The organism is Dichotomicrobium thermohalophilum (assembly GCF_003550175.1).
Classification (GTDB): Bacteria; Pseudomonadota; Alphaproteobacteria; order Rhizobiales; family Rhodomicrobiaceae; genus Dichotomicrobium; species Dichotomicrobium thermohalophilum.
The window spans coordinates 1,621,631-1,635,100 of the sequence record NZ_QXDF01000001.1 but is presented as its reverse complement, the minus strand read 5'-3'; the positions used below and the strand labels follow the sequence as shown (position 1 = coordinate 1,635,100).

Below are 13,470 nucleotides of genomic sequence, written 5' to 3'. Positions count from 1 at the left end.
ATGCTGCGCCTGCGTGCTGCATTGCACAAGAGGCTAACGCATGGCGATGACAGTTTTGTTGTCCCGCGCTTGCGCGCACGGGGCATTGCTGGCATCAAAATGGCAAAAACGCCGTGCCGGAGCCGCCATGACCAAGATCGTCTTTCTCGACCGCAAGACCATCGGCCCCTCGGTCGATCTCAAGCGCCCGCAATTCCCCCACGAATGGGAGGAATACGAAAAGACCGCGCCGGGCGAGGTGGTCGAGCGCGCCCGGGACGCCGACATCGTCATAACGAACAAGGTGCCGATCGATACCGACACGCTCAGCCAACTGCCCAAGCTGCGCATGATTGCGGTCGCCGCGACGGGCTATGACATCATCGACGTGCCGGCCTGCGACACGGCAAATGTGGCGGTGGCGAATGTGCGGGGCTACGCGATCCAGACCGTGCCGGAGCATGTCATGGCGCTTATGCTGGCGCTGTCCCGGTCGCTGGTGGCCTACCGCGAGGATGTCATCGACGGGGCGTGGCAACGCGCCGGACAGTTCACCTTCTTTTCGCACCCGATCCGGGATCTCGCCGACCAGACGCTCGGCATCATCGGCTATGGGGCAATCGGCGAATCGGTCGCGCGGCTGGCCAGCGCCTTCGGGATGCGCATCCTGATCGCCGGGCGCAAGGGCGAGGACGTCGTACCCGAGGAGCGCACGCCGTTCGACCAGGTCATCCGCGAAAGCGACATCATCTCGCTCCATACCCCGCTGACGCCGGAAACGCGCAACCTGATCGCGCGGGATGAATTCACCGTCATGCAAAGACGACCGATCATCATCAACACAGCGCGCGGCGGCCTCGTGAACGAGGCGGATCTCGTCAGCGCGCTCGATGCCGGCCAGGTCCGCGCCATCGGCTTCGACTGCCTGACCCGCGAGCCGCCGGCCGCCGACAATCCACTGATGGCCATCGCGGACCGTCCCAACGTCATCATCACGCCCCACTCGGCTTGGGCGAGCGACACGGCCATGCAAACGCTCTGGGATCAGGTCATAGCCAACATCGAGGCGTTCCAGCGCGGTGAGCCGGTCAACGTGGTCACGCCTGCCTGAAAGCGTGCGAAACAGTTGCGCCAGCGCGTGAAAAGCGCGGCGGTTGATCTTGCAATCCGTTTCAGGTCTCAATAGCGACGAGCGCGCCCGCGTATGGCGGGGCATTGCGCCCGCGCCCAAGAAAATCAAGAGGAGGCTGTCTTGACCGACCGTGTCACACATTCCGGACTGCAGATCGCGACCGAGCTTTATGCGTTCATCAACGAGGAAGCCCTGCCCGGAACCGGGATCGAGCCGGATGCCTTCTGGAGCGGCTTCGCCGGCATTGTGTCCGAACTGAGCGCGGAAAACCGCGCGCTGCTGGCGAAGCGGGAAGCCTTGCAGGCAAAAATCGATGACTGGCACAAGGCTCGGCGCGGCAAGCCGTTCGACATGGCCGAATACGAGAGCTTCCTGCGCGAGATCGGCTATCTGCTGCCCGAGGGACCGGACTTCACCGTCACCACGGCCAACGTTGACGAGGAAATCGCACATGTCTGCGGACCACAACTCGTTGTGCCGGTGTCCAACGCGCGTTATGCGCTGAACGCGGCGAATGCGCGCTGGGGCAGCCTTTATGACGCGCTCTACGGTACCGACGCGCTGGGCGACACGCCGACCGGCAGCGCCTATGATCCAGCACGCGGCGCCCGGGTGATCGCCTGGGCCAAGGCGTTTCTCGACGACACCGCGCCGCTGTCGGGCGCCAGCCACGGCGACGTCACGGCCTATGCCGTGAGCAACGGCCAGCTCGTTGCAACGACCGAAAGCGGGACCGCCAGCCTGATCGACCCCGGCAAGTTCGCCGGGTATCGCGGCGCGCCCGACCAGCCGGAAGCCGTCATCCTGCGCAACAACGGCCTGCACGTCGAAATCCGCATCGACCGCGCCAGCGAGATCGGCGCGAGCGACAAGGCCGGCGTCGCAGATGTGCGCATGGAAGCGGCGATGAGCACGATCATGGACTGCGAGGACTCCGTCGCCGCCGTCGACGCCGAGGACAAGGTGGGCGTCTACCGTAACTGGCTCGGGCTGATGAAGGGCGACCTGACCGAGGAGGTAGCCAAGGGCGGGCGCAGCTTCACCCGCAAGCTCAACGGCGACATCGCCTACACCGCGCCGGACGGCACCGCGAAGATGCTCAAGGGCCGCAGCCTCATGCTCGTGCGCAATGTCGGGCATCTGATGACCACGCCGGCCATTCTCGATGCCGAGGGCAACGAGGTTTACGAGGGTCTGCTCGACGGGCTGGTCACCAGCGCCATCGCGCTGCACGACGTTGGCGCTTCAGGCCGGCGCGCCAACAGCCAGGCTGGATCGGTCTACATCGTCAAGCCGAAGATGCACGGCCCTGAGGAAGTCGCCTTCTCCGACAAGCTGTTCTCGCGAATCGAGGACGTGCTCGGCCTGCCGCGGCATACCCTCAAGATGGGCATCATGGACGAAGAGCGGCGCACAACGCTCAACCTCAAGGAGTGCATCCGGGAGGCCAGCGCACGCGTGTTCTTCATCAACACGGGCTTCCTCGACCGCACCGGCGACGAGATCCACACCTCGATGGAAGCTGGCGCGATGATCCGCAAGGGCGACATGAAAAGCGCGCCGTGGCTGCTGGCGTATGAGGACAACAACGTGGATGTCGGCCTCGCCTGCGGGCTGCCCGGCCACGCGCAGATCGGCAAGGGCATGTGGGCGGCGCCGGACAAGATGGCCGACATGCTGGAGCAGAAAATCGGTCACCCCAAGGCCGGCGCGAACACCGCCTGGGTCCCCTCACCAACGGCGGCGACGCTGCATGCCGTGCACTATCACCAAGTCGATGTGCGCCAGCGCCAGGAAGAGCTGAAGGGCCAGAAGCGGGCCAAGCTCGCCGACCTGCTGACGATCCCCGTCGCAGATCGCGCCAACTGGGCGCCGGACGATGTGCGCGCCGAACTGGACAACAACGCGCAGGGCATCCTCGGCTATGTCGTGCGCTGGGTCGAGCACGGCGTCGGTTGCTCGAAGGTGCCGGACATCAACAATGTCGGGCTCATGGAAGACCGGGCGACGCTGCGCATCTCCAGCCAGCACATCGCGAACTGGCTGCATCACGGCATTTGCTCCTCCGAGCAGGTGATGGAGACGATGAAGCGGATGGCGCGTGTGGTGGACGAGCAGAACGCCGGAGACCCCGACTACAAGCCGATGTCTGCGGATTTCGATGCGAGTCCCGGCTTTCAGGCCGCCTGCGATCTGGTCTTCAAGGGGCGTGAGCAACCGAGCGGCTACACCGAGCCAATCCTGCATGAGCGGCGCGCCGAGGCGAAGCGCAAGGCAACGGCATAGAGCCGATCCACTATGCTGGCGAGTGGCCAAGGTGTCCGGGTGTCACTCGCCGCTTATTTTTCCGTAACGATCGTAACGGAAGCCGCAAACGGCGGCGATCGTCGCGGGCAGCTTGACGAACTTCGTAATGCCGTTTTTCAGCCGGCGCCGGCTATGCTTTCGTGCGAACGGCAGAACCAGCAGCGCCTCAAGCATATTTAGCACGCTCGCGAACACGGACACGACGGCGCGGGAGATCTTGTAAATCGCATAGACGCTGGCTGCGCCATTCCCGCCAGCGGGACGGTTGCGGCGATAGACATTGATGTGCCGCGAGAACGCGCGGCGCGCGATGGCCCGCGCTGTCAGACGATCGGCCGTCAAGCGCTCATAGACGACCGGCGCGGGCGAATAGATGATCTTCGCTCCCAGCTCATGCGCTTTCCGGGAAAAAACCATATCCGAGCCGCCCGAGAGTGCGAGCTTTTCGTCGAAACGCAGGTTCAGCCCCGATTCCCTTACGAGCCGGATATTGAAGAGAACATTATCCGTTGCGGCCGACTGGCGCACGGTACCTTCAGGACCGCGACGTTTGCTGTTTTCCTTGCTCGGCCCGTATTCACTGATAAATTGATAAACTTGGCCCTGGACGACATCACAGTCGAATTTCTCGGTCGCGCGGACGAGTTGACTGAGCCAGTCCCGCTCGGCGATTTCGTCGTCATCGATGAAGGCGATCCACTCGACACCTGCGCTCAAGGCATGTTCCAGCACGCGATTGCGCGCCTGGGGAATCCCGCGGCGCGGCTCGTGCTCGTATGCCAGAGGAAACGGAAAATCGGCGGCCATGGCCTCGACCGCCGCGCGGTTGTTCGGCTCCGGCTCGTTATCGACGACCACGAAGCGAAGCGCAACATGTTCGGGAACGACTTGGCGTGCCAGGGACTCCAGGCACGCCCTTAGCATCTTTGGCCGCTGCGCCGTGCAGACGCCGACCAGCACCGATGTCGGTTGATTTGTCATGTGTCTCGCATGTTCAGCGCCAGAGAGTGACTGCGTGTGCAATCACTGTGTCGATATTGCGATGTGCATGTCTCGCCCCGATCGAAGCCGATAAAGGCCTGCGGAACTTCTTTTTGAGGCGTCAGAGCCAGGAGCCGTCTTGAAGCCTGGCCGGCAACCCTATTTCTTGTCCGCCGCATTGAGCCGCGCGATTAGGCTGGAGGTGTCCCAGCGGTTGCCGCCCAGCGCCTGCACTTCCGCGTAGAACTGGTCAACAAGCGCCGTCACGGGCAGCCGCGCGCCGTTGTTCTTCGCCTCGGACATGGCGATGCCGAGGTCCTTGCGCATCCAGTCGACAGCGAAGCCGAAATCGAACTCGCCATTCATCATGGTCTCCCAGCGGTTGTCCATCTGCCAGGACTGCGCCGCGCCCTTGGAGATCGTTTCCATCACCGCCGGGATGTCGAGACCGGCTTTCTGGGCGAAATGGATGCCCTCGGACAGCCCCTGCACCAGTCCGGCGATGCAAATCTGGTTGACCATCTTTGTCATCTGGCCGGCGCCAGCGCCGCCAAGCAGCTTCACTTTCTGGGCGTAGCAGTCGATGATCGGCTCAGCGCGCTTGAAGTCGGCCTCTTCGCCGCCAACCATGACGGTCAGTTTGCCGTTCTCCGCGCCAGCCTGCCCTCCTGAAACCGGTGCGTCGAGGAAGCCGGCGCCGCGTTCCTTCGCCGCGGCATAAAGCTCGCGCGCGATGTCGGCGGATGCGGTGGTATTGTCGATAAAGACCGCGCCTTCGCCGAGCGTCTGAAAGGCGCCGTCCGGCCCGAGCGTGACCTCGCGCAGGTCATCGTCATTGCCGACGCAGGCGAAAACGAATTCGGCGCCACGGGCGGCCTCAGCCGGAGTGGCTGCGGTCTGCCCGCCAAATTTCGCGGCCCAATCGTCGGCCTTGGCGGCGGTGCGGTTGTAGACGGTCAACTCGTGCCCGCCCTTCTCGCGGATGTGTCCGGCCATGGGAAAGCCCATGACGCCAAGTCCGATCCAGGCCACCTTGCTCATCGCGTGCACTCCGTTTGTTCGTTTGTGTGATTCCGCGCGTCTTGTGCTGTTCTAACCGATACGGCGGGATGGTCAAAGCGCGGACGTTATGCTCGCGCGAGCCGCGGGGATGCCTGCCGCCATCCGCCCCTTGCCGGTCGGTTAAACGGTGTCCTTGCTGCCCCGTTAACACAGTCAAGCAATAACCCGATAAATTCCTCATTCTTTTCACACTCTGCAGCATTATTGCCCGCCGGCCGGAGGGGGCGACGGCTGCGTAAGAGTAAGTGTCGCGTAACGGTTCAGAGGTTAATGAAAAATTTACCAAATCCGGGTTTCGTGAGTGATCGGGCTGGGACAGCTCGCGAGCTCGCGTTGCAATCCTTCGACGCCGAGACCGGGCCCTTCGGTTCCAAGCCCCTTGTAGAGTTGCATGTCGGTGAAGGTCGGGTGGGGCGCAAACGTGTAATGGGTCGGTCACTCTTGCTGTTGGCGGCCATACCGCTGGTTGCGGCGGGTTATTTCGTGCGGGACAGCGATCTGATCGCCAAGGGCAAGTTGTTTGTTCAGGCGCATCTGCTCGGCTCTGGCGCGACGGAGATCGTGCGTCCGGCCAAAACCGAGGACTCGGCGGCGGATGCCCCCTTGCCGTCAGAAGCGACTGCCCTGTTCCGGAAAACCGGGAAGGAGCCGCGGGCCGACCGCATCGCCGAGCTGAAGCGCACACAAACCGTGCGCAAGCGCCCGGAAGTCATGGTCGCCTCCATGACGCCGCACCCCGGGGCCGAAAGCCTGCAGGACGGCCCTGCCAATACCGCCAGGATCAACCGCTCGGCAAAGGGCCCGCGTCTGGATCCACCGGCAGGTAGCCAGGTCCTGCTGTCGCACACCAGTGCTGACGCGCCGGAGCTGGGCGAGACTTCCAGTGGCGTCGAGCGTGCGAGCGCAGCAATCCTGATGATGGCGCCCACCGCAAAGTTCGGCTTCGTCGATGGCGAAGAAGTCGAGGACTCCGATCCGATCGCCTGGCCCGGACGGTTGCATCTTGCCAGCCTGAAGGCAGAAGACGGCGAGACGCTGTTCGGCGGTTTCACCGAGGAAGAGTTCCGCGCGCGAGAGCTGCGCTGCATGACCGCGGCGATCTATTTTGAAGCGCGGGGGGAGCCCCGGCGCGGCCAGATCGCGGTCGCGCAAGTCGTGATGAACCGCGTCCGGGCCAACGTCTATCCCGACACTATCTGCGGCGTCATCTTCCAGGGCCAGTGGAACCGCAACGCCTGTCAGTTCTCCTTCGCCTGCGACGGCAAGGCGGACCGGCCGAATAACAAGGCGCTGTGGGCACGGTCAAAGGAGTTGGCGCGTGAGGTGATGCGCGGCCAGCACTGGCTGTCGGATATCGGCTATGCCACGCACTATCACGCGAACTATGTGCGGCCGCACTGGGCGCGTCACTTCAAGAAGGTGAAGCAGATCGGCCAGCACATCTTCTACAAGGCGCCGGATATTCGCGTCCGTGTGGCGGATGTGATGGACGAGGGCTAACTCCCTTCCGTCTAGACAGGGCACACGCCGTGGCTCCATGACGAGGCACAGAAGGCCAGCTTGACGAGGAAATCGCCGAGCGGCACACCTGCCGCCTCCAGGAGCGCGGCCAGTGCCACAAACAGCCCGAAGGACACCAGCGCCGCCGGGATATACCACAGCCGCGACAGGCGCAGCGCCTGCGCGGCTTTCTGCTGCACGGACGGACGGAGTGCTGCGGGCGTCGCCCCTTCCACCTCGCTCGGCGATGGGTAGTCCATCACCGCGGCTTCCTGGAACCCACCCTGCAAATACGCGCCGCCCTGCGCGTACTGGGGCATTTCCTGATAGTAATAGGTGTCCTGCGCCTCGACCTGCTCCGCCGCGTCGTCACCCCAGGCATGGCCGGGGGTGTCCCAGCTCTCCCGCAGACCCGCCGCAGCTTCCGCCGCCCCCGGCGTCCAGGCCGCCGCGATGCCGGCCAGACCCCGCGTAAGATGGATGAAGGTCGGTACCAGCGTCGTGATAAGCATGCCGATGACGAACAACCCCTCGCTCAGCGGCGCATCATTCGCCCGCAACACGATATCCCGCCAGTCGAACGCCTCCCGACCGGTCAGCGAAAGAACCCCGTTGATAATCTCGATGCCGTTGGGTAGCAGCACGACCAGCCCGAGGAACAAGACGATCGCCGCCGCCAGGTCCGCGCTCAGTTCCAGGATCAGAAGCCCGGCGCCGCGCCATGTCGGCGTCACTTGCGCCACGCGCCGCAGGAAGAACCGCGTAACGATCCAGGACAGCCAATCCAGCAGCGCGTTGACCATCGGCAACAGCACAAAGAACAGCAGCAGCAAGAAGGCAAACTTGCCCGCGAAGGCCAGCGCCGCGACCGTGAGCACCAGCAACAGGCCCATCGCCGCCGCAGTGCCGGCCGCAGCCAGCACACCGGCAAGCGTGAAGGCCAGCGCAAAGGCCGCGATGATAGCCAGAATGATTGTGCCGGCTTCGGCAAAAGCGCCCGCCACCGTCGAGGCGATCACGAACGCGATCGCAAAGGCGATGATGACTGCCAGCGCCCCAAGCACGACCCGCGCGATCAGTCGGATCAGATCGGAATCACCGCCAACAAAGCGCCAGAAGTTCGTGCCGAGACGGTAAAGCAGACGGAAGGCACGGTGGGCGAGATACCCGGCCGCTGCCGTGACAACAAGAAAAATGCCGATCTCGTGCGGGGCAATCTGCCCGCGGGCAGCGGCAGCCACGATCAGGGTGGCGACAAACAGCACCGCCGGGTAGACAAACGCGATGGCGATGCAGCGTTCCAGCGCCTGGCCGCTCGTCGACGGCCCGAACCAGGCGTCGAGCCAGCCGTTCAGATCACGGATTGCGAGTCGGTAGCGGCCGAACGGCCCTGCCCCGCCCAGACGGTCACGCAACTCTGCGCGGCTGTCAGAATCGGCCAGGCGCTCTTCAAGCGAACGGCTCGGAAACGGCAGCAGCCAGACGAGAATCCAGATCAGCACAATGAGCAGGGCCACCGCAGCCCCGGTCATGCCCCAGCCCTGCCAGGCGATAAACGTGTTCGCCGCCGCTCCCGTCTCCATACGCAGTGCCCCCGGTCCAATTACGCCCGAGCCGGGGCGCGTGGCCCCGATCCGGAAAATCGCCCGCCATGCCACTCGGGCGATCACATTCACGCGGTTCGCAGCCCCTTGACGCGCCGGCGCTGCTGCAACCTCTGGTCTTCAATACGGCACAGCCGGGCCGGCCCGCAAGTTTTAAGGGCGAGCCTCCTTCCGACCCACGCTGTCGGGCTGGCCCCGAGTCAGTAGGACATGATGGGGTCGATGTCCTTCGCCTGTTTTACCCAGCCTTCCACCTGTTTCAGGCTTGGAAGCTGGCGGACAAGTTTCTTCTTTTCATTGGCGTCGACCATCGCCTTGCGCAGATTGTCGGGCTTGCGGTTGCGCAGTTCCTTGACCGTATCCACGCCCGCAACCTCAAGGAGTTCCGAGTATTCCTCACCTACGCCCTTGATGCGCATGAGGTCACACATGTTAGCCCATTTGAGAATTTTCTTCTCGTCAATGCCCGTCTTTTCAGCGACTTCCTTCCGACCCTTTCGCGATGCGCCCTTCTCCAAAAGATGGTGGGTGCGCGTGATGCCGTGATTGCGAAGGATCTCGGCGTTTTTCGCACCAATGCCTTCGATTTTCTCGATCGCGTAGCTCATCCTCGGTCTCCTCCGCTAATGCCGAAGTCATCATCGCAAAATTTGCCCCCTAGCAGGCAGACAAGATGATGTTACCGAGGCGTTGGCGCGGTACAAGCGTCCAGTTGCGCCGCGCTTCTCGGAACGGGCGGCGCGCTGAGGTTTTTTGTGGACAAGGAAAGCACTTTCGGCTGCTCTGAGCCGATCCGTGGCAGAAATCCGGTGGCCGGCGAGAGGCGGTCCGCCAACGTCGACCTTCAAAGGGAACCGATTCGATCGAGAGGGCAGACATGACGAGCGAAGGCGGGCGCGTCTTCATCGGGAAGAGCGACAAACCGGAACATCTGCTGCTGAAACTGGCCAACCGCCACGGCCTTATTACAGGCGCCACGGGCACCGGAAAGACGGTGACACTGCAGATTCTCTCGGAAGGGTTTTCGGCACGGGGCGTCCCAGTCTTCTGCGCAGACGTGAAAGGCGATGTCGCAGGACTGTCGATGCCCGGCGAATCCAAGCCGTTCCTTGAGGAGCGCGCGCAGACCATCGACTTCGACGACTACACTTATGAAGCCTTCCCCACCGTGTTCTGGGACCTGCTCGGCGAACAGGGCCACCCGATCCGCACGACCGTTCAGGAGATGGGCCCGCTGCTGCTCTCGCGCCTGCTGGACCTGAACGAGACGCAGGAGGGCGTGCTCAACATCGCCTTCCGCCTTGCGCGCGATGAGAACACCCCGCTTCTGGACCTCAAAGACCTGCGAGCCATGATGGTCAGCGTCTCCGAGCGCGCCAGCGAGCTGTCGGCCGAATACGGCAATGTCTCGACCGCCTCGGTCGGCGCGATCCAGCGGCGGCTTCTGGTCCTGGAGGAGCAATCCGCGGAGCACTTTTTCGGCGAGCCGGCGCTGGATGTGCGCGACTTCATGCGCACAGCGGATGACGGGCGCGGCATCATCAATGTCCTCGCCGCCGACAAACTGATGGCCAATCCGAGCCTCTACGCGACCTTCCTGCTGTGGCTGCTGGCCGAGCTGTTCGAGGAGCTTCCCGAGGTCGGCGACCCGGACAAGCCCAAGCTGGTGTTTTTCTTCGACGAGGCGCACCTGCTGTTCGACGATGCGCCGGATGCGCTTCTGGAGAAGGTCGAGCAGGTCGTCCGGCTGGTGCGCTCGAAAGGCGTCGGCGTCTATTTCGTCACCCAGAACCCGCTTGACGTGCCCGACACCGTTTCCAGCCAGCTCGGCAACCGCATCCAGCACGCGCTGCGCGCCTATACCCCGCGCGAGCAGCGCGCCGTGAAGGCAGCGGCGACGACCTTTCGCCAGAACCCCGACATCGACACCGAGCGCGCCATCATGGATCTCGGCGTTGGCGAGGCGCTGGTGTCAACGCTTGATGAAGAGGGCCGGCCCTCGATGGTCGAGCGTACGCTGATCCGCCCGCCCTCCTCGCGGCTCGGACCGATCACGGAGAGCGAGCGTGAGATGCTGATCTCGGAAAGCCCATTGATGGGCCGATACGAGCAGGCGCTTGATCGCGAGTCGGCCTACGAAATCCTGAAAGAACGCACCGCGCGCAAGGCCGAAGCCCCCGCCGAAGCGAATGAGGAACGGGCCGGCGAGTTCCGGATCCCCGAACGGCCGGATCGCGAAGAAAGCAAACCTGAGCGGAGCGGTTCCGGTCGGCAAAGCCCGGTGGAAGCGTTCATGAAGTCGTTTCTGCGCTCGCTCGGCACTGTGCTGCCAAAGCTGCTGGAACGGTTGCTGCGCAGGAGAATGCGTTGAGCGCACGCACGGCGCTGGTCGTCCTGGCCGTCGCCGCGGCAGCCGCGGTCGCGGTCGCATTGCTGCGCTCCAGCCCGGACCCGGGGGGCAACTTTGCCTATTACACGCTGGCGCTGTCCTGGTCCCCGACTTACTGCGAGACCGAAGATCCGAAAGGACGCACCGCGCAGTGCCGCGGGGCGCCGCGCGCGTTCATTCTTCACGGCTTTTGGCCGCAATATGAGCGCGGCTGGCCCAAGAACTGCTATAGCGGCAAGCGCCCTTGGGTGCCCGAGGCCGTGATCGACGGCATGACGGACATCATGCCAAGCCGAGGGCTGATCATTCATCAGTACGCCAAGCATGGCACCTGCTCCGGCTTATCCCCTGAGACATATTTTGACGCAGCGCGGGCGGCGTTCGAGGCGGTCCGGGTGCCCGAACGGCTTGAGCGGCTGGACCGCCCCCTGGAGACGAAGCCGGCGGATATCGAAGCGGCCTTCCTTGCCGCCAATCCGGAGCTTGAACCGGACATGGTCGCTGTACGCTGTGGCCCGGAGCGGCTGCGCGAGGTACGCGTATGCTTCTCCAAGAAGCTGGGGCCGAGGTCTTGCGGCGCAAATGAAAACCAGGCGCGGCTGTGCCCGACCCCCACCACGCGCGTTCCGCCCGTGCGTTAGCGGCTGCGCCGCCGGCCCTGCCGCTCGGCCTTGGTCGGCTCGTCGAACAGCGCGGCAAGCTGCTCGGTCATCGCCCCGCCCAGTTCTTCCGGGTCCGCGATCGTCACCGCGCGGTTATAGTAGCGTGTCACATCATGACCGATGCCGATCGCGATCAGCTCGACCTCGGAGCGGTTCTCGATCTCCCGGATGACTTCTCGGAGATGCTGCTCCAGATAGGTGCCGGAATTGACCGAGAGCGTTGAGTCGTCGACTGGCGCCCCGTCAGAAATCACCATCAGGATGCGCCGCTGCTCCGGCCGGCCCGCCAGACGGCGATAGGCCCAGGCCAGCGCCTCGCCGTCAATGTTCTCCTTGAGCAGGCCCTCGCGCATCATGAGTCCGAGATTGCGGCGCGAACGCCGCCAAGGCTCATCTGCGGCCTTGTAGATAATATGACGCAGATCGTTGAGCCGCCCCGGCGACCGCGGCTTGCCCGCCGCCAGCCAGCGCTCGCGCGACTGCCCGCCCTTCCACTGCCGCGTTGTAAAACCGAGGATCTCGACCTTCACGCCGCAGCGCTCCAGCGTCCGCGCAAGGATGTCGGTGCAACAGGCCGCGACCATGATCGGTCGGCCGCGCATCGAGCCCGAGTTGTCGATCAGGATCGACACGACCGTATCGCGGAACTCGGTCTCGCGCTCGGCCTTGAAGGACAGCGGCTGGGACGGATCGGTGGCCACGCGGGCCAGTTTCGCGGTATCGAGGATGCCCTCTTCCAGATCGAATTCCCACGCCCGGTGCTGCTGCGCCAGCAGGCGCCGCTGCAGTCGGTTGGCCAGCCGGCTGACCGCGACATTGTGGCCGGAAAGCTGTTTGTCGAGGAAGCTGCGCAGCCGCGTCAGTTCCTCGCTGTCGCACAGCGCAGGTGCGGCGATCGTCTCGTCGAATTCGCTTGTGAAGACCTTGTAGCCGAAATCGTCCGGCGCCTCGATCACGGACGTGTTGGGACGGCGTGGCGGGCCTTCGGTGCGCTCGCTGCCCTGGTCGTTCTCGTCGAAGCGATCCATTTCGGCGAAGTCGCTGACGTCGGTGTCCTCCGCGCCCTCCGCTTCGGCCGACTGGTCTTCCTGTGTCTCGACCGGGCGCTGCTCTTCTTCGCCGCTTTCCTCGCTCCGGGTTTCGGCCTGCTCGCTGTCGGCCTCGTCCTCCGCTTGGCTCTGCTCCTCGCGGTCGTGCGACTGATCCTCTGCCAGGTCGAGCGCCACCAGCATGTCGCGCAGAATGCGGCCGAATTCCTCCTGATCCTCGACCGCGCCGGCCAGGTCGTGCATCAAGTCGCCAGCGCGCTGCTCGATGACGGGACGCCAGGCGTCACAGATCGCCCGGGCCTTTTCGGGCGGAGCCGCGCCGGTCAGCGCCTCGCGCACCAGCAGCGCCAGCGCCTCGTCGGCGGGCGCGTCCTCGGCCTGGGTAACGTGACGCGCCGGGGCATCGTCGTAGCGCGCGTTGGTCTTGGCGCTCAGGTTGTCCGCAACGCCGGCCATCCGCTGCGCGCCGACAGCCTCGACCCGCGCCTGCTCAACCGCTTCGAACACAGCGCGCGCATCAGCCCCCGAGGGCGCCAGGCGGGCATGCAGCTTGCCGTCATGGCAGGCCGCGTTGAGCGCCAGCGCATCGGCATGACCGCGAATGACCGCCAGATCCTTAGGCGACACCCGCGAAGGCAGCTCGGGCACGCGCAGCGTGTTGCCATCACGACCCGGCCTGTCGCTGGTGAAGGTGACCTTGATCTCCGGATCGCCCGCGATCGCACGCGTGGTCCCGCTGATGGCGCGGCGGAGCGGTTCGGTCAGATCAGGCTTGCGTTTCGGCTGAATGGCCATCTCGTTACGC

General features: G+C 64.4%; 10 protein-coding genes. 5 read left to right on the top strand and 5 right to left on the bottom strand.

What is annotated here, in order from left to right:
* Window positions 1-127 precede the first annotated feature (127 nt).
* Window positions 128-1,090, top strand: coding sequence for a D-2-hydroxyacid dehydrogenase (locus tag BXY53_RS07500; RefSeq protein WP_119061213.1), 963 nt, complete (start codon window positions 128-130; stop codon window positions 1,088-1,090).
* 141 nt (window positions 1,091-1,231) lie between these two features.
* Window positions 1,232-3,397, top strand: a complete 2,166-nt coding sequence (locus tag BXY53_RS07495; protein WP_119061826.1) for a malate synthase G — start codon at window positions 1,232-1,234, stop codon at window positions 3,395-3,397.
* Between the two features lie 42 nt (window positions 3,398-3,439).
* On the opposite strand, the gene BXY53_RS07490 is transcribed toward BXY53_RS07495, so the two are convergent.
* Together BXY53_RS07490 and BXY53_RS07485 are read right to left on the bottom strand one after the other, a co-directional pair.
* Entirely contained in the window at window positions 3,440-4,399 is a 960-nt protein-coding gene (locus tag BXY53_RS07490; RefSeq protein ID WP_119061212.1) for a glycosyltransferase family 2 protein, read from the bottom strand.
* Window positions 4,400-4,558: 159 nt separating this feature from the next.
* A complete protein-coding gene (locus BXY53_RS07485; RefSeq protein ID WP_119061211.1) occupies window positions 4,559-5,440 on the bottom strand; it encodes an NAD(P)-dependent oxidoreductase in 882 nt (293 codons plus the stop codon).
* A gap of 447 nt (window positions 5,441-5,887) precedes the next feature.
* On the opposite strand from BXY53_RS07485, the gene BXY53_RS07480 reads away from it, so the two are divergent.
* Window positions 5,888-6,961: a cell wall hydrolase gene (locus tag BXY53_RS07480; RefSeq protein ID WP_170144372.1), complete on the top strand. Its 1,074-nt coding sequence runs from the start codon at window positions 5,888-5,890 to the stop codon at window positions 6,959-6,961.
* Window positions 6,962-6,972: 11 nt separating this feature from the next.
* Here BXY53_RS07480 and BXY53_RS07475 read toward each other — a convergent pair whose 3' ends face one another.
* Window positions 6,973-8,544, bottom strand: a complete 1,572-nt coding sequence (locus BXY53_RS07475) for a hypothetical protein (protein WP_119061209.1) — start codon at window positions 8,542-8,544, stop codon at window positions 6,973-6,975.
* A gap of 221 nt (window positions 8,545-8,765) precedes the next feature.
* Window positions 8,766-9,173 (bottom strand): DUF4332 domain-containing protein, encoded by a 408-nt coding sequence (locus tag BXY53_RS07470; RefSeq protein ID WP_119061208.1) that lies wholly within the window; start codon window positions 9,171-9,173, stop codon window positions 8,766-8,768.
* A gap of 269 nt (window positions 9,174-9,442) precedes the next feature.
* On the opposite strand from BXY53_RS07470, the gene BXY53_RS07465 reads away from it, so the two are divergent.
* Entirely contained in the window at window positions 9,443-10,936 is a 1,494-nt protein-coding gene (locus tag BXY53_RS07465; protein ID WP_119061207.1) for a helicase HerA-like domain-containing protein, read from the top strand.
* Window positions 10,933-11,595, top strand: a complete 663-nt coding sequence (locus tag BXY53_RS07460) for a ribonuclease T2 family protein (protein WP_119061206.1) — start codon at window positions 10,933-10,935, stop codon at window positions 11,593-11,595. Before BXY53_RS07465 ends, BXY53_RS07460 begins: the two co-directional genes overlap by 4 nt.
* Here BXY53_RS07460 and cobT read toward each other — a convergent pair.
* Entirely contained in the window at window positions 11,592-13,460 is a 1,869-nt protein-coding gene (gene cobT / locus BXY53_RS07455) for a cobaltochelatase subunit CobT (protein ID WP_119061205.1), read from the bottom strand. The two genes, BXY53_RS07460 and cobT, sit on opposite strands and share 4 nt — an antisense overlap.
* Between the last annotated feature and the right edge of the window lie 10 nt (window positions 13,461-13,470).

Excerpts from the sequence above, each read along its gene's own strand:
- BXY53_RS07500 (WP_119061213.1), top strand. The coding sequence starts at position 128 with ATGACCAAGATCGTCTTTCTCGACCGCAAGACCATCGGCCCCTCGGTC.
- BXY53_RS07490 (WP_119061212.1), bottom strand. The coding sequence starts at position 4,399 with ATGACAAATCAACCGACATCGGTGCTGGTCGGCGTCTGCACGGCGCAG.
- BXY53_RS07485 (WP_119061211.1), bottom strand. The coding sequence starts at position 5,440 with ATGAGCAAGGTGGCCTGGATCGGACTTGGCGTCATGGGCTTTCCCATG.
- BXY53_RS07480 (WP_170144372.1), top strand. The coding sequence starts at position 5,888 with ATGGGTCGGTCACTCTTGCTGTTGGCGGCCATACCGCTGGTTGCGGCG.
- BXY53_RS07475 (WP_119061209.1), bottom strand. The coding sequence starts at position 8,544 with ATGGAGACGGGAGCGGCGGCGAACACGTTTATCGCCTGGCAGGGCTGG.
- BXY53_RS07470 (WP_119061208.1), bottom strand. The coding sequence starts at position 9,173 with ATGAGCTACGCGATCGAGAAAATCGAAGGCATTGGTGCGAAAAACGCC.
- BXY53_RS07465 (WP_119061207.1), top strand. The coding sequence starts at position 9,443 with ATGACGAGCGAAGGCGGGCGCGTCTTCATCGGGAAGAGCGACAAACCG.
- cobT (WP_119061205.1), bottom strand. The coding sequence starts at position 13,460 with ATGGCCATTCAGCCGAAACGCAAGCCTGATCTGACCGAACCGCTCCGC.